General features: G+C 40.3%; 16 protein-coding genes. 11 read left to right on the forward strand and 5 right to left on the reverse strand.

The features are described 5' to 3' along the window. Nucleotides 1-140: 140 nt before the first annotated feature. The 10 genes from ACNKW3_RS08910 (at nucleotide 141) to ACNKW3_RS08955 (ending at nucleotide 8,697) form a co-directional block, all read left to right on the forward strand. Complete coding sequence (locus ACNKW3_RS08910; protein WP_427398944.1) at nucleotides 141-797, forward strand: response regulator; 657 nt, start codon at nucleotides 141-143, stop codon at nucleotides 795-797. Next, a complete protein-coding gene (locus ACNKW3_RS08915) occupies nucleotides 798-2,120 on the forward strand; it encodes a sensor histidine kinase (protein ID WP_427398945.1) in 1,323 nt (440 codons plus the stop codon). It begins immediately after the preceding gene. Further along, on the forward strand, nucleotides 2,113-2,478 hold the full coding sequence (locus ACNKW3_RS08920; protein WP_427398946.1) for a cupredoxin domain-containing protein: 366 nt from the start codon (nucleotides 2,113-2,115) through the stop codon (nucleotides 2,476-2,478). Before ACNKW3_RS08915 ends, ACNKW3_RS08920 begins: the two co-directional genes overlap by 8 nt. Further along, nucleotides 2,471-3,244 carry a hypothetical protein gene (locus tag ACNKW3_RS08925; protein WP_427398947.1) on the forward strand — a complete coding sequence of 258 codons (774 nt, stop codon included), beginning with the start codon at nucleotides 2,471-2,473 and terminating at the stop codon, nucleotides 3,242-3,244. The genes ACNKW3_RS08920 and ACNKW3_RS08925 overlap by 8 nt, the downstream gene beginning before the upstream one ends. Further along, nucleotides 3,237-3,929: a hypothetical protein gene (locus tag ACNKW3_RS08930; RefSeq protein ID WP_427398948.1), complete on the forward strand. Its 693-nt coding sequence runs from the start codon at nucleotides 3,237-3,239 to the stop codon at nucleotides 3,927-3,929. The genes ACNKW3_RS08925 and ACNKW3_RS08930 overlap by 8 nt, the downstream gene beginning before the upstream one ends. Nucleotides 3,930-4,028: 99 nt before the next feature. Next, entirely contained in the window at nucleotides 4,029-4,517 is a 489-nt protein-coding gene (locus ACNKW3_RS08935) for a TlpA family protein disulfide reductase (protein ID WP_427398949.1), read from the forward strand. Between the two features lie 13 nt (nucleotides 4,518-4,530). Then, the gene (locus ACNKW3_RS08940) at nucleotides 4,531-4,770 is read left to right on the forward strand and encodes a DUF4266 domain-containing protein (RefSeq protein ID WP_427398950.1); all 240 of its coding nucleotides are present in this window, start codon (nucleotides 4,531-4,533) and stop codon (nucleotides 4,768-4,770) included. Further along, complete coding sequence (locus ACNKW3_RS08945) at nucleotides 4,761-6,056, forward strand: DUF3570 domain-containing protein (protein ID WP_427398951.1); 1,296 nt, start codon at nucleotides 4,761-4,763, stop codon at nucleotides 6,054-6,056. The genes ACNKW3_RS08940 and ACNKW3_RS08945 overlap by 10 nt, the downstream gene beginning before the upstream one ends. A gap of 21 nt (nucleotides 6,057-6,077) precedes the next feature. After that, nucleotides 6,078-7,022: an FAD:protein FMN transferase gene (locus ACNKW3_RS08950; RefSeq protein ID WP_427398952.1), complete on the forward strand. Its 945-nt coding sequence runs from the start codon at nucleotides 6,078-6,080 to the stop codon at nucleotides 7,020-7,022. Between the two features lie 130 nt (nucleotides 7,023-7,152). Continuing rightward, nucleotides 7,153-8,697 carry a tetratricopeptide repeat-containing sulfotransferase family protein gene (locus ACNKW3_RS08955; protein WP_427398953.1) on the forward strand — a complete coding sequence of 515 codons (1,545 nt, stop codon included), beginning with the start codon at nucleotides 7,153-7,155 and terminating at the stop codon, nucleotides 8,695-8,697. A gap of 51 nt (nucleotides 8,698-8,748) precedes the next feature. On the opposite strand, the gene ACNKW3_RS08960 is transcribed toward ACNKW3_RS08955, so the two are convergent. Beyond that, nucleotides 8,749-10,149, reverse strand: a complete 1,401-nt coding sequence (locus ACNKW3_RS08960; protein WP_427398954.1) for a DUF4397 domain-containing protein — start codon at nucleotides 10,147-10,149, stop codon at nucleotides 8,749-8,751. A 253-nt stretch (nucleotides 10,150-10,402) separates the two neighbouring features. Between ACNKW3_RS08960 and ACNKW3_RS08965 the strand changes: the two genes are divergently transcribed. After that, entirely contained in the window at nucleotides 10,403-11,440 is a 1,038-nt protein-coding gene (locus tag ACNKW3_RS08965; protein WP_427398955.1) for a metal-dependent hydrolase, read from the forward strand. 65 nt (nucleotides 11,441-11,505) lie between these two features. On the opposite strand, the gene ACNKW3_RS08970 is transcribed toward ACNKW3_RS08965, so the two are convergent. The 4 genes from ACNKW3_RS08970 to ACNKW3_RS08985 all read right to left on the reverse strand — a co-directional run bounded on the left by ACNKW3_RS08970 (nucleotide 11,506) and on the right by ACNKW3_RS08985 (nucleotide 14,406). Then, complete coding sequence (locus ACNKW3_RS08970) at nucleotides 11,506-11,961, reverse strand: methylglyoxal synthase (protein WP_427398956.1); 456 nt, start codon at nucleotides 11,959-11,961, stop codon at nucleotides 11,506-11,508. Between the two features lie 166 nt (nucleotides 11,962-12,127). After that, entirely contained in the window at nucleotides 12,128-13,324 is a 1,197-nt protein-coding gene (locus ACNKW3_RS08975; RefSeq protein ID WP_427398957.1) for an SO_0444 family Cu/Zn efflux transporter, read from the reverse strand. Next, the gene (gene zntR, locus ACNKW3_RS08980) at nucleotides 13,321-13,746 is read right to left on the reverse strand and encodes a Zn(2+)-responsive transcriptional regulator (protein ID WP_427398958.1); all 426 of its coding nucleotides are present in this window, start codon (nucleotides 13,744-13,746) and stop codon (nucleotides 13,321-13,323) included. The genes ACNKW3_RS08975 and zntR overlap by 4 nt, the downstream gene beginning before the upstream one ends. Before the next feature lie 51 nt (nucleotides 13,747-13,797). After that, nucleotides 13,798-14,406, reverse strand: coding sequence for a GyrI-like domain-containing protein (locus ACNKW3_RS08985; protein ID WP_427398959.1), 609 nt, complete (start codon nucleotides 14,404-14,406; stop codon nucleotides 13,798-13,800). Between the last annotated feature and the right edge of the window lie 2 nt (nucleotides 14,407-14,408).

The raw sequence follows: 14,408 nt of genomic DNA on the forward strand, positions 1-14,408 counted from the left end.
TTCTTTTCACCTAAAAAATACTAAAGCCTTAAGGTTAACCTAAGGGACTGAGTTAAAAATACTTTCCATGTTTAATCTAGACCGCTACACTTTGAGCATTATTTCCCACCATGTTTAATTTTTACAAAGGCATTAGTTAGATGCGACTACTGTTAGTAGAAGACGATATACCCCTAGCCGAAGGACTCAAACAATCTCTCAAACGAGAAAACTACTCGGTGGACTGGGTCGACAATGGAAAATTTGCCTTAGCGGCTGCGCAAACTGGAGAGCCAGACCTCATCATTTTGGATTTAGGCTTACCTGATATGGATGGATTAGATGTTCTTCGTAGCCTGCAAGCAAAGAAAATTCAAATTCCAGTACTAGTTTTAACAGCCAGAGACGGCATAGAAAATAAAGTGCAAGGGCTTGATCTTGGGGCTCAAGACTATTTGGCGAAACCTTTTGATATCGCAGAATTATTAGCTAGGATCCGAGTGATAGAACGCCGTTTGGGCACGGGACAATCGAATAACATCGAAATTAAAGGTATCAGCTTGGATATCACAGCGCATATGCTCTATTACCAAGGAGAGCCCATCAGCTTGTCCAAAAAAGAGTACATGATAGTGAAATCTTTGATGGAAAATGCAGGTCGAATTATCTCTAAAAATCAATTAGAAACAAAATTGTACGAGTGGGGTGAAGAAGTCAGTAGCAATGCTATAGAAGTGCATGTACATAACATTCGCAAAAAGCTTCCTGTAGATTTAGTTCAGACGGTTCGTGGTGTTGGTTATATTGTGAGAAAATAAGTGTCGATAAAACGTCAGCTTGTTCTGTTAATAATATCCGCGGTAGTACTGGCCAGTTTTTTTGCTGGCTTACACGGATATCGCAATACCAAACAACAGATGGACGCAATTTTTACCAATGAACTAATTACAGTCGCCAATTTTATTCTCAGCACAGCACGTCAGAATGACGGTCTGCCCGCATCTGTAGAGGCTAAATATGCTTTTCAGGTCATCGCAAACAACCGAGTAATTAGCCGCAGTAATAACACCCCTGAAGAGCCTGTTCCTACAAATTTAGCGGGTTTCTCAGAACGTAGTTTTAGTAACCAGCGTTGGTATTTGTATACTTTGGTATCCCATGATTTAACCGTGGTGGTAGGGCAACCGGTAAATTCTAGGGTAAATGCCGCCGAATCCGTGTTAGTTGTGACTTTAACACCCATAGTATTTTCAGTGCCTATTATTGGGTTATTAATTTATTTTATTGTGGCTAAAAGTTTGAATCCGCTGTTGTTGTTATCATCTCAATTAACGAAAAAGGACAGTCGAGATTTAACCCCAGTCGACATAGGCACACCTCCCACAGAGCTAACACCTGTGGTCGAACGCTTGAACAACTTACTAAATAGGTTAGACAATGCCTTTGAGCGGGAAAAGCAATTGACCGCCAATGCAGCACATGAATTGCGCACCCCTGTGAGTGTTCTAACGCTAACCGCTCACAACATTGCAGCGGATTTTGCGGCAGGAAAATTATCCAAAGAAACCTTGCAGCAATTGGCCGCCAATGTTGACCGCATGGCCCATGTTATTGAACAAATGATAGCCTTGTTCCGCTTTACGCCTGAGCAGTTTAATGCAGAGAAAAAAGACACTGATCTAGAAGCGATTCTGCAAGAGGTAATTGCTAAAAATTATGATTCAGTGGAGCGAAATGAACAAAATATCAGTCTTGAATCCGAACATTTGAGCTTAGTGGCAGACAAGTTCGCTTTAATGACGCTGTTTCAAAACTTGATTGGTAATGCGATTAAATACAGCGGACCGAAAGCCACTATTGCCATTAGATTGCAATCTGAACAGCATTTGATAGAAATAGTAGTAGAAGATTCAGGAAAAGGCGTATCAGAAAATGAATATAAAGCCATTTTTGAACGTTTCTATAGAGTCAATCATAATCAAACCAGAGAAAAAGGTTCTGGATTGGGATTAACTATCGCTCATTATATTGTTGAACTTCATGACGGAGAAATTTTTGCGACTAAATCTCAACTGGGCGGCTTAGCCGTGCATGTGCGACTGCCAATGTCAGAACAATCACAGGAAAAAGTATATGGGTAGCATAAAACCTTTTTCCACTATTTATAGTTGTATAACTTTGCTGTTACTTACGGCATCTAGTCTTGCTTTGGCTGAACTGAAAGTCTTCACACTCACCCTCGAAAATCACGTATTTACGCCTCAAGAAATACAAATACCTGCGAATCAAAAAGTGAAGTTGGTGATTGAAAATAAAGATGATTTAGCAGAAGAATTTGATAGTTTCGATCTCAACCGAGAAAGAGTGATCTTTGCCAATAAAAAAGCCAGCATATATATAGGACCCCTTGAACCAGGACGCTACGAGTTTTTCGGTGAATTTAATCCTCATACCGCAAGAGGTTATGTCGTGGTTAAGGAGGAAAATAAAGATGACTAACATAGTGATTGTTTTCCTCAGAGATCTATTGCCAATTTTTATATTAATTTGTTATGCCACTGAAATACCACAGCATTTTGCTTATTCAAAAGGCAAGTGGATTACTATGGTAGTTATCGGCGTGCTGGGATCTGTTGTCATTTGGGGCAATGTAGAAATTTTTGTGGATTGGTTTGAAGGTGCAGGTATGGAAGTCGTCTATACCCTAATGATTATGCTGAGTTATCTTATGTTTGTGTTGGCTTGGCTGGCCTCACCTAAGAATGCAAAAGCCCTACTGTTTACTGGGGTTGCACTCTTTGTTTGCTATAAACTTACCGAATTTTTGATTTTCTTTGAAGTTGTGACTCAACAACAAGTTGGTTTTCTCAACGCTGGATTAGGGGTTATTTTTGGTATCGGCATTTGTAGCAGTTTTGCGGTTCTTTTTAAGTTTGCGTTAAGCCAAATAGGGCAAACTAAATACAGATACTTTATTATTCTGTGTTGGAGTATGTTCTTGGCGGGATTGTTGAGTCAAATATCTCCCTTACTGGCGCAAGTCGATTTTGTGAATACAGGGGTGTCCGTTTTTAATCTTTCAGATTATGTCAGCGACAGTTCTGAATATGGACATTTGCTTAACGCGCTAATCGGCTACGAATCTTCACCAGATGCTACTTATTTAGCCATCTATTCTATTGCGTTTCTGGTCTCTTTATTGGTTTATAAATTTAGGCGGGGACAGCAGCATGCTGTTATTAGTGGAGCCTTAAGTCATGAATAAGTTACTCACTTTGATTTTGCTCTTAATGTCATTTAATGCACTGGCAGATGGCATTGTGGTTGATCGTGTATATCATCCTTATGTTACCGTTAATGAGCGCGAATTCGAGTGGCGATTCATGTCTAGTCAAACCGACGATAAGAACATACTCAACCAGAAACTAGGTTATGGGCACGCTATTTTCGAAAAGGTTGCGGTAGAGTTTTACATTATTGGTGAACGTGACCAAAATGATAACTTTGCAGTCTCAGGATACGAACTAGAGTCTCGTATAATGCTCACGGAACAAGGACAATATTGGGCTGATTGGGGTGCTGTGATTGAACTTGAAAAGGCCAATGCAAATGAAAATTATGAAGCGTCCGTAGGTTTATTGTTTGAAAAAGAATTCACCAAAACCAGCTTAACGTTAAATTTATTTGGTATCTATGAATGGGGTAAAACCATTGAAAGTGAATGGGAAACTGAATTTAGATTAAAGTACCGTTATAGATACATGCCTGAAATACAACCTTCGATAGAACTCTATTCCGGAGAAGACTTTGTTGGTATTGGTCCGGGATTTATGGGGGTTCACCGTATTGAAGGTCAACGTCAGATAAAATGGGAAGCGGGTTTTATCACAGAAGTTGCACACTCTGGTAAAAACCATACCTTCCGCTTTGCCTTTGAATATGAGTTTTAAGGTTTCTTTGTTTATTTTACGTTATCTTAAGTAATCTTAAGGTTCACTTAAGGTTGCCCAGCTAATCTTGGTCTCAATACTCGTTATTGTAGCCAGATTATGCAAAAAACCTTTGTCTTTATTATTTTCCTGTCAATTAACATGGCATTGGCGTCTTTGAGTTTCGCCAATCAAGTAGCGCCGAATTTTACACTTGATGCTCAGACAAAACTTTCCGATTTAAAAGGTCAGGTGGTGTATGTGGATTTTTGGGCAAGTTGGTGTAAGCCTTGTCGAAAATCCTTTCCTTGGATGAATGATATGCACGCTAAATATCCACACCTAAAAGTTATCGCAATAAACCTAGATGAAGAGCGTGAAATGGCAGCAAAGTTTTTAGCACAAACTCCTGCCGATTTTCAGATTGTTTATGATCCTCAGGGCGAAATAGCCCAAGACTATGAACTGGTTGGTATGCCGAGCAGTTATCTGATCGACAAAAAGGGCAATATTAGATTTGCCCACCAAGGTTTTTTCCTCAGTAAACAAGCGCAATATGAACAGGAAATTCAGCTATTAATGTCTGAATTTGCTGATGATGCAAAATAGAAGGATAAGTGTCATGAAAAAAATAAACATTAAGAACAATCTGCAAAAAATCGTCTTTTTGCTTTGTATCGCTCAATTAGGCGGTTGTGCATCTCTAGGTGTAGAACCTTGGGAGCGTCAGTTTTTGGCTAAAGAAGAAATGGCGTTAGATGCTGAAGGTGTAGATTTAGGTTTAGATGACCATATTTATTTTAGTAAAGAAGCTACCAGTGGTGGTAGAGCCTTTGCTGGAGGCGGCTGCGGATGCAACTAATCAAAGATAAAAAAGTCGCAGCGACATTAGCCGCAGCTACTTGTGCCCTGTTAGGCACTCAACCAGCCCAAGCTAACGAACAAAAGGATGATGCTTGGCAATTTGATACAGCTATTTTGTACTATGGAGAAAGTGATCGTGTTCAGCTAGTAGAGGGTGTTTTTAACGCCAAAAAAGACTTTGGAGACGAACATATTTTCTCAGCCAAATTGGTCGTAGATACGCTAACAGGTGCAAGTGCATCAGGTGCAGTTGCTCAGCCTGGCGTGCAAACCTTTACGCGTCCTTCAGGCAATGGTTCATATCAAGTTAATGCAGGAGAAACTCCCTTAGATGATACTTTTAGAGATACCAGAGTTCAGTTAAGTGGTCAGTGGACACAACCAATTTTCGAAAATACTCGGGTAAGTACGGGTTTTAACTTCTCTAACGAGTACGATTATTTATCCATAGGCGCCAATGCTTCGTTAGCGCGAGATTTTAATCGCAAAAATACCACGCTTTCTTTTGGAGTTTCTTATCAGTTTGATAGCATAGATCCGGTAGGGTATGCACCTATTGGTCTAGCGCAAATGCAACTGGCCAGTGAATTTGATAGCGAAGAAGCCTTTAGAACTGCGTTTGATGCGACTCGTGATACAGAAGATAAAGACAAAGATACATTTGATGTATTATTAGGTTTAACACAAGTCATCAACAAGCGCATGCTAATGCAATTCAACTATGGATATTCGGTAGTTGACGGTTATTTAAACGACCCTTACAAGTTGGTGAGTGTGGTAAATGACACAGGTTTAACGCTACGAAATCTGCATGAGAATCGTCCAGACGAGCGAACCAAACACAATGTGTTTTGGCAAACCAAATATGCCTTAGATTCAGGTGTAATTGATGTGTCCTATCGATATTCAACGGACGACTGGGATATTGATTCTCACACTATCGACAGTAGATTTAGATGGAATATTTCTGAGACTTCTTATATTCAACCGCATTTTAGGTATTACACCCAAAGCGCAGCGAAGTTTTATGAGCCTTTCTTGGAAGAAAGTACCCCGTTGCCAATGTTTGCAAGTGCTGACTACCGCTTAGGCGAGATGGATGCCTACACCATAGGGTTAAAATATGGGCAAACACTCAGCAATGGCCATAAATGGGCAGTTCGAGCAGAGTATTATAGTCAACGTCCCACTTCTGATGGTACAGCAGCTATAGGTGTTCTAAACGATCTAGATCTTTACCCGTCTATCGACGCCTTTATTTTGCAATTTAACTACCATTTCTAACACCCCATCAGGCAATTGTGTATGATAGATCTGCATACACAATTGTCATCTAGTTTTCTCATGACGAAATTAACAGCCGAACTCGACTATCAATTAGAAACTAAAGAAGACTTTATCATTGGCAGATTCAATGCCATGGCGAGTCCATGTGAACTCTTGATCGATAGCAAAGATCTTTCTTTAGGCCAAAACTTAATGAGTGTGGCAGTAAACGAAACCCGCCGCATAGAAGCAAAATTTAGTCGCTATAAAAACGATAATCTAATGCATGCTATCAATAACAGCCGCGGTAACCCCGTGTTTATTGATCAGGAAACTTATCAGCTACTTCAATTTGCCGATACCTGTTACCAACTTAGCGAAGGCATGTTTGATATTACCTCCGGTGTTTTGAGAAAAATTTGGAAATTCGATGGCTCTGATAACATACCCACAGCGACTCAGGTACGCCAAATTTTACCCTTTATCGATTGGCAAAAGGTTGTATTTACGCCGACACAGATAATTTTGCCTAAGGGGTTTGAATTAGATTTAGGCGGCATCGGAAAAGAATATGCGGTAAGTCGGGTAAGTAATTTGATGCTCTCAATGGCACCGAATAACTCAGTGCTGGTCAATTTTGGTGGTGACATCCAAGTGAGCCAAGTGCGTAAGGATAAGAAAGCATGGCAGGTAGGTATCGAGAATCCAACAAACGCCAAAGGTCTGGCGGTTGTACAAATCAGAGAAGGCGGCTTAGCAACCTCTGGTGATGCCAATCGTTACCTGTTAAAAGACAACAAACGCTATTCTCATATACTCAACCCTAAAACAGGTTATTCGATAGAGAATGCGCCGAGATCCGTTACTGTTGCAGGGATAGATTGTATTCAATCAGGAATACTAGCTACCCTAGCGTTACTGCAAGGACAGCAAAGCGAAACGTTTTTGGAGGCTCAAGGCGTTACTTTTTGGTGTTACAGATAGCTACGTAATTTCCATTTTAGTTTTCTTTTACTATTAGGCATGGCCTTTGCTAATACAAGATAATTAATTGTGTTGAGTTATCACTATTTACATTGTGATAGCAGCCTATTTGAAAAAGGAAAACCTGAACATGTTAGCCGCTACTCAAAATCCTGTTGCTGAAGCTTTAGCTTTAGGGCAATCATTAGAGCAAAAGAATAAACCTAACGAGGCCATTCAAGTTTATCAAAACCTGTTAGGAAGAGTACCTAACAATGAAGAGGCTATCATTCGGATAACCCAAATATTTTTACGCCACAAAGAATATGCAAACGCGGTCAAAAGCTTAAACTACTATTTAAAAATAACGAAAAACAAAGAGTTAGCTCATTACAATTTGGGGATCGCGTACCAAAAATTACGTAAAAATGAAGAAGCAATTAATGCCTTTATTGCAGCAATTAAAGCAAACGCAGGCTATCCATTGAGTTACGCACCTCTGTATTCTTTACTAGAACGTTTTGGTCGCCTGAGCGAAATGAGAGAGTTAATTGCCAAAGTTCATAAGAAACATGAAAAAGTAGGCGAGATAGCTTGGATGCAAGCTAAACTATTAGTGGCCGAAAAAGCATTTGTTGAAGCTGCTGATATCTTTGCTAAAGCAGAGAAACTAGGCATCTGTAAGGAAATGAAGTCGATATTTTTCTCCGACTATGCTCATTTGCTAGCTAAATGCGGCCGTTATGACGATGCAATGGAAGTGCACAAAAAAGCGCAAAAACTACTGTCACTAACTCCCGATGCCAAAGCTGTAGATGAAACCTTTAGCGAAAATGTGATCAAGTTTTCTTACCAAGGATTTGCCGAAGAAGAGGTAAAACAGTGGCAAACAACTGCCGTTTCCGACAAAAATGATCCCATTTTTGTCATTGGTTTTCCGCGCTCTGGCACAACGCTAATGGAGCAAATTCTATCTGCCCATCCAAATTTGATTGTGACTGATGAATTACAAGTGCTACGTAAACGAGTGGCTAATTTAAATCAGCTGCTGGGAAGAACCATCAACTATCCCAAAGGTTTAAATACCTTATCTAAAAAAGAACTGAATACGATTCGAGAAGCCTATTTTAAAGGCATGTCAGAGGAATTACCTGAATATGACAAGCATTTACGTATTGTCGATAAAGTGCCTATGTCGATTAAATTCTTAGGCTTTATTAAAAGATTGTTTCCTGAGTCACCTATTTTAATGATGATTCGGGATCCAAGGGATGTGTGCTTAAGCTGTTTTTTCCAGCACTTTGCATCGAATGAAAGTACAGTTAACTTTTTTTCTTTAAAGCAAACTTTTGAATATTACGCTAAAACCATGGAACTCTATTTGTTCTTCAAAGAGCGTTTAGGGGCGAATATTATGGAAGTAAAATACGAAACTATGTGTGAAGATTTTGAACCTTACGCGCGTCGTATAATGGAACATGTAGGTGAAAATTGGCAAGATTCGTTATTGGATTTTTATAAGCCTCAGCATAGCCGTTTTATTGCCACACCAAGTTTTGATGCAGTATCACAACCGGTTAATAAGAAAGCTGTGGGAAATTGGCAAAATTACACTAAGCACATTGAACCTCTAGAACCGATTATTGCACCTTATTTAGATAAATTTGGATATGCTCGGATATCTGAATTGAAATAAAATAATAAACATTGGGCGCAAAGATGGCGCCCAATGAACAGTTTCCCTAACTTATTCAATGAAATCATCGGCCAGGATTAACTGTGGTCCATCACCTGGCATATCACCATCGACTGCTAATGCGGTGTAAATTTTTGCAGCTTCGAGCATCAGGACACCGGTTTCGATAGCTTCAGTTTTTGTTCCAGTTGGGGTAACAGTGACCACATAATCGCCGGGAGCGAGTTGCACATATCCAGTATTTGTAAGCATGTCAGTGCTGTATTCTACATTTGTAAAAGTAGGTTCAACACTATCAATTTCGCCATCAGCGGTTACGTATATATCTACACCGCCCGTTGCTTGAGAAGCATGAAAAATTCTAACTTGCGCAGCAGTTGCTAATGGACGAGCGTCATCAACAGCAAAATCCAGATCAGCATTAGTAAGGGTATTATTTGCAATTGCCGTGTAGCGCACGCCAGCAGATACGGCGGCAGTGACATCATTTATAGCAACTATAGAATTATCTGCATCTGCGACCACATCCAAGAGGTATTCACCTTCTTCTACTTCGATATAGGTAGTTACGCCTTTAAATGGTGCTCCATCAAATAACAGAATGTCGTCCCCATTGGCTACATCTACTAGCACATCAACCGCTGGCGCATCTGCGATACCATGGATAGCTCTTACTTCTGCAGGTGTGTTCGCATCAAGTAAAAGGCTGCCCCCTTCTGTAGTTGCAACTAAAAGCGATACTGGTGACATCCCTGCATCAACATTTTTAGTTGCCGCCACTATTAAATCAGCTCCTGCAGCGAGTGAGACAGTGCCAGAATCAAATACAGCAGTTGTTTCGCCTGCAGCAGTAATTCTAATTTGATAATCGCCTTCAGGGACTTCAACTTGCTCGGTATATTCTTTAAACGCTAAGGTGTCTAGGGGCTGTTCCGCTGTCAGATCAGCTCCTGGTGCAGTGACGTAAATATCGACTGTTGGTGCGTTTGGCGCAGCATGTACTACCTGTACTCGAAGATTACCCGCACCAATGTCGGCATCTTGATTTGCAATGATTAATGGCTCTAGACCAGCAACATTATCGACAGCTAAGATAGTATAATCTGTAGCTTCTTCAAGGGTTGCTTGGGCATCGATGACAGTAGAGGTCGTATCGCTTGGCAACAAAGCATCGACTGTAATTTGATAGGTCCCTGGATCAACCGAAAATACACTGGTGGCCCCTTGATAGTCTAGATTTTGTGCAACCTCGATTGGATTTCCGTCGGCATTCACGTTGACCATAGGTGCGTCAGGAGATGCATGTAATATGCGTATGTCTGAGGGGACGGGCGCTGGCATTTCAGGTACTTCAATCGGCACATGATCATCATCAGAATCGTCATCTAAACAAGCTGATAACATAAAGAGAGTACAAAGAATTAAAGTCAGTTTTGTTGTGCTTTTCATCATGGTATTGCTTCCGTGGTTGTTGTTGAGCTTCTACATACTGATGAAATTTTTGCTGAGTTTATTCAAATTGTGCCTAGCAAAATTAAAAAAATGTAACTTTATGCTAACTATTTATTTACATAAAAAATTTAGAAAATAATTAATGGTCTTACCAATTAAATTTTTTTAATTTTCAATCATTTTATTAAATATTGATTGATCGTTGGCACTGGGATACCGTAAATAATTAGCAAATTAGTAGGCGTGTGGTGATATGGATTCAGTAACACAAGTAGTGCTTGGTGGCGCTGTTGGCTATGCCGTTTTGGGTAATAAAGTCGGCCGAAAAGCAGCTATTTATGGCGCTATCTTAGGTACTTTGCCTGATTTGGATGTTTTTCTGGATTATGGCGGACCTGTCGAAAACTTTACTTTCCATCGTAGCTTTAGCCATAGTTTTTTAGTCCAAGCCCTTATTAGTCCATTACTTGCGTGGCTGGCTGTGCGAATTCATCCTTCAAGCAAACAGCATTTTCGCGCTTGGTTGTTGATGATCTTCTTAACCCTTTCAACTCATGCCATTCTTGACAGTTTTACCGTTTATGGGACTCAACTCTTATGGCCATTAACGGATTATCCCTTTGGGATATCGAGCATCTTTATCATAGATCCCTTATATACCCTTTCTCTGTTAATCGCCATGGTAATAATGTGTTTCCCAAAAGTATCACCACAGCGATTAACCAGAGTGAATACTTTGGCGCTCGCAATAAGTAGTTTGTATTTACTTTGGACCCTTGGCGCCAAATGGATGATCGATAATAAAATTGAATCCGCATTGGCAGAGCGTGATATAGGTAATGGAAATTATGTTAGCACACCGGCACCTTTTACTACTTTGCTTTGGCGCGCTGTGTTGGTGAAAGAAGATCAATATTATGAAATATATGCTTCAGTCTTTGATAAACCAGAAGAGGTCACTATCGATTCTTACCAAACCTCGCCAGAGTTATTGAATACTTTACAAGAAGAATGGGTAGTAACTCGATTACAATGGTTTACCAAAGGCTTATATTCAGTCAAAGAACAAGAATCAAATATTGTCATTAGTGACTTACGCATGGGCGTAGAAGGGAGTTACGTTTTTAACTTTAAGGTCGCCGAATTGAGCGAAAACGCAATTTCAGCTGCAAAAGTAGAACAGATAAGTGTTCGACCCGCCGTATCTGAAATGAAGGCGATATGGCAGAGGATCTGGGATCCCAATGTGGACATGACACCGGAAGGACGCAAGAAATACTCTAGCCAATAGCTAAGCAACATTTGATATTTCTACCCAAGCGTATTCTATTGGCTATTAAATATTGGAGATCAGAGTTAACTTCTAGACGCGGCATAAGCCTCATAGTCAGGCACTCGATATTCATATTCATCATGAATTAACGGCGACGATAGCAAATAGTCGGCACTACTAGGGTTACAGGCCACAGGAATATTCCAAACCGCTGCAATTCGTAATAGCGCTTTTACATCTGGATCGTGAGGCATAGACGCTAGTGGATCCCAGAAGAAAATTAACATATCAAGCGTTTGCTCAGCTATTTTAGAACCAATTTGCTGATCACCACCCATAGGACCAGAAAGAAGCGAGTGAATCTCCAGATGGGTAGCTTGATGTATTGTATGAGCAGTTGTACCAGTAGCATAAAGTTCTTGTTTACTTAACGTGCCTTTATGCTTTTCACACCATTGTGCTAATGAGTCCTTCATATGGTCATGAGCAACTAATGCAATGCGCTTTTGTGAGGGGGCTTTCTTTTGTCTATATTCCATAGCTATCCAACAGTTTTCTTATGTTAGTAACGAGATATACAAAAGCGCGAAATCGTAACTAACTATATTAGATAATCCGATATGTCACGCTTAGCAAAGAATGCAGTTTTTGAAAAAAACTGACGGGGGCTAAAATAACACTATTTATATGATAAATGCCATTACCTTAACGCATTTCTACTGTACCTGAATTTGTTTCCGGCCAGTACTTTTTCACCGTGTTACGCAACATCAATGCAGCTAACAATGTTGCACAAGCATAATAGATCCATTGTGTAGATGAATGCTCATGGTTATCAAAGTGAAATGGTGCAGCAAACATTTGAAGGTAGTCGTATAAATAATTTAACCCATAGCCCAAAAAGATGGCAGAACTGATCACTCCGAATAAATAAAGCCACAGGGTTCTAGCGCCCATTTCTTTTCCGATCATTCCCATGGTGGATATGTTAGTCGCAGGGCCGGCAAGTAAAAACACCAACACAGCGCCTGGCGATAAACCCGCGATCAAGAATCCTACAGCAATTGGCGTTGACGCAGTTGCGCAAATGTACATTGGGATTCCAATCACTGCCATTAGTAGCATAGCGACTATACCGTCACCCCATTGAGTTAAAAAATCCACTGGCACGAAGGTTTTAATGACCGCCGCCATGGCCAAACCAATGAGCAACCACAAGGTAATATCAATAAGTAACTTGCCTGATGCGAACTGTAAGACTTCTATAGTTTTAGTGCTCCAGCTAGGCGTTTTGGCAACAGGTTGTTCAGCACTGCAACAACTGGTTTCCTCTACTTTTTCGTTACTACTACAGCAGCTTGTAGTTACTTCCACTTGTTCTGATTTAGAGCCACAACAGCTTTGGGGTTCAGGCTCTTTTTTGCTACTACAACAACTCTTAACTTCGGTGCTTTTGTTGAATTTAGCATCTGAATTGAGCGCTGAAGATTCTTGTCCAAACAACTTTACTAAAACCCCGGTATAGATAGCGCTAAGTATCGCCGCTATTGGTCGAAAAACAGCAAAAATGGGCCCTAGTAATGCATAAGATACACTGACAGAATCCACACCCGTTTCCGGCGTCGCCACTAAAAATGAAACTGTCGAGGATTTACTCGCACCACTTCTTCGTAGGCCAAGAGCTGCGGGTATCACGCCACAAGAGCACAAAGGTAAAGGAGCACCTATCACAGCCGCTTTGCCAATGGCGCTATAACTATTGCTGCCCATGTGTTTCTTTAGAAAATCAATCGGCACTAGTTCATGCATTATACCGGCCACTAGAAGCCCTAAAATTAACCATGGCGCCGACTCAACAAATAAGTCGACAAAGTTAGTGAGCAGGTCAATTAAGGTATTCATATTGATTTCTCCGCATTCAGAATTTGTAAAATAGTGCAGTTTTCCGCTGTTTCAGCGCCACCACAACAGGCGGAATGCATTGTTTTTAACGAAGCTTGAATTTCTTGTAGCTGATCAATTTTTTGCTGAATTTGATCTATTTTATTCGCTGTATACTGCTTTACTTCACCGCAAGAATGTTCATCAGGATGCAGGCGTAGTTCAAGGAGTTCGCTAATTTCATCCAATGAAAACCCAACCGCCTTGGCTCTTTTAATAAACAGCAGCTTTTCCAAATCTGCATTGGAAAATAACCTATATCCCCCTTCTGAGCGGCTACTAGAATTTATCAGGTGTTTACTTTCATAAAACCTAATGGCTTCCACAGTCATATCAGTCAATTTGGCTAACTGACCTATTTTAAATAAGGATTCTTTTTTCATGTTGCTTAGTATAAACCCTAAAGTAGACTATAGAGTCAATACTTTATAATTTTATTTCATTGGTTGGCGGATAACTGTTCTATATTTATCAGGTGTGACGCGCCTGATATCGCTTAAATAGATTTCGTGGTGCTTTCCAGCTAGGTGGCCGCCAGATTGTGCTATGGCGTTATGAACTTTTTGTATTACAGGGCCTTCTTCTGAAAAAGGTCCAAGATGTAAAATTTGCGCGCACTTTCCTTCATTAATGGTTTCAAAGGTTACTTTGTTTAAGGCTTTTGGCGCATCTTTTTTATTGGCAATTGTATTGATAACAGAGGCTACTGTGTCAGCACTGACTGATTCTGGCTGCATAATCATCATGGTCCATTGCCATTCATCTCGGTTGTTATTTTCAAAATCAGAAAAATCGTCAGCCCACCATAAACCTTCTAACGGCGGAACCACATAATCGAAATTCTTATGTTGTTTCATCCAGAATTTAGTTTTGTAAGCTACCGGATATAGGGCATGTAAGGCTAGTTGATATTCCTCGCCTTCTGGTTTACCTTTTCCGGTAACCGTAATGTAATTTAGTGTAGGGATTTCAATAAATTCAACTTGCTTGGCACTGGGCTTATATAGATGCTTAAGCGATTTTTTATAGTCGATTTTTTGCATGT

The sequence above is a fragment of the Glaciecola sp. 1036 genome, assembly GCF_050306235.1.
GTDB lineage: Bacteria > Pseudomonadota > Gammaproteobacteria > Enterobacterales > Alteromonadaceae > Glaciecola.

Excerpts from the sequence above, each read along its gene's own strand:
- ACNKW3_RS08910 (WP_427398944.1), top strand. The coding sequence starts at position 141 with ATGCGACTACTGTTAGTAGAAGACGATATACCCCTAGCCGAAGGACTC.
- ACNKW3_RS08920 (WP_427398946.1), top strand. The coding sequence starts at position 2,113 with ATGGGTAGCATAAAACCTTTTTCCACTATTTATAGTTGTATAACTTTG.
- ACNKW3_RS08925 (WP_427398947.1), top strand. The coding sequence starts at position 2,471 with ATGACTAACATAGTGATTGTTTTCCTCAGAGATCTATTGCCAATTTTT.
- ACNKW3_RS08930 (WP_427398948.1), top strand. The coding sequence starts at position 3,237 with ATGAATAAGTTACTCACTTTGATTTTGCTCTTAATGTCATTTAATGCA.
- ACNKW3_RS08935 (WP_427398949.1), top strand. The coding sequence starts at position 4,029 with ATGCAAAAAACCTTTGTCTTTATTATTTTCCTGTCAATTAACATGGCA.
- ACNKW3_RS08940 (WP_427398950.1), top strand. The coding sequence starts at position 4,531 with ATGAAAAAAATAAACATTAAGAACAATCTGCAAAAAATCGTCTTTTTG.
- ACNKW3_RS08945 (WP_427398951.1), top strand. The coding sequence starts at position 4,761 with ATGCAACTAATCAAAGATAAAAAAGTCGCAGCGACATTAGCCGCAGCT.
- ACNKW3_RS08950 (WP_427398952.1), top strand. The coding sequence starts at position 6,078 with ATGATAGATCTGCATACACAATTGTCATCTAGTTTTCTCATGACGAAA.
- ACNKW3_RS08955 (WP_427398953.1), top strand. The coding sequence starts at position 7,153 with ATGTTAGCCGCTACTCAAAATCCTGTTGCTGAAGCTTTAGCTTTAGGG.
- ACNKW3_RS08960 (WP_427398954.1), bottom strand. The coding sequence starts at position 10,149 with ATGATGAAAAGCACAACAAAACTGACTTTAATTCTTTGTACTCTCTTT.
- ACNKW3_RS08965 (WP_427398955.1), top strand. The coding sequence starts at position 10,403 with ATGGATTCAGTAACACAAGTAGTGCTTGGTGGCGCTGTTGGCTATGCC.
- ACNKW3_RS08970 (WP_427398956.1), bottom strand. The coding sequence starts at position 11,961 with ATGGAATATAGACAAAAGAAAGCCCCCTCACAAAAGCGCATTGCATTA.
- ACNKW3_RS08975 (WP_427398957.1), bottom strand. The coding sequence starts at position 13,324 with ATGAATACCTTAATTGACCTGCTCACTAACTTTGTCGACTTATTTGTT.
- zntR (WP_427398958.1), bottom strand. The coding sequence starts at position 13,746 with ATGAAAAAAGAATCCTTATTTAAAATAGGTCAGTTAGCCAAATTGACT.
- ACNKW3_RS08985 (WP_427398959.1), bottom strand. The coding sequence starts at position 14,406 with ATGCAAAAAATCGACTATAAAAAATCGCTTAAGCATCTATATAAGCCC.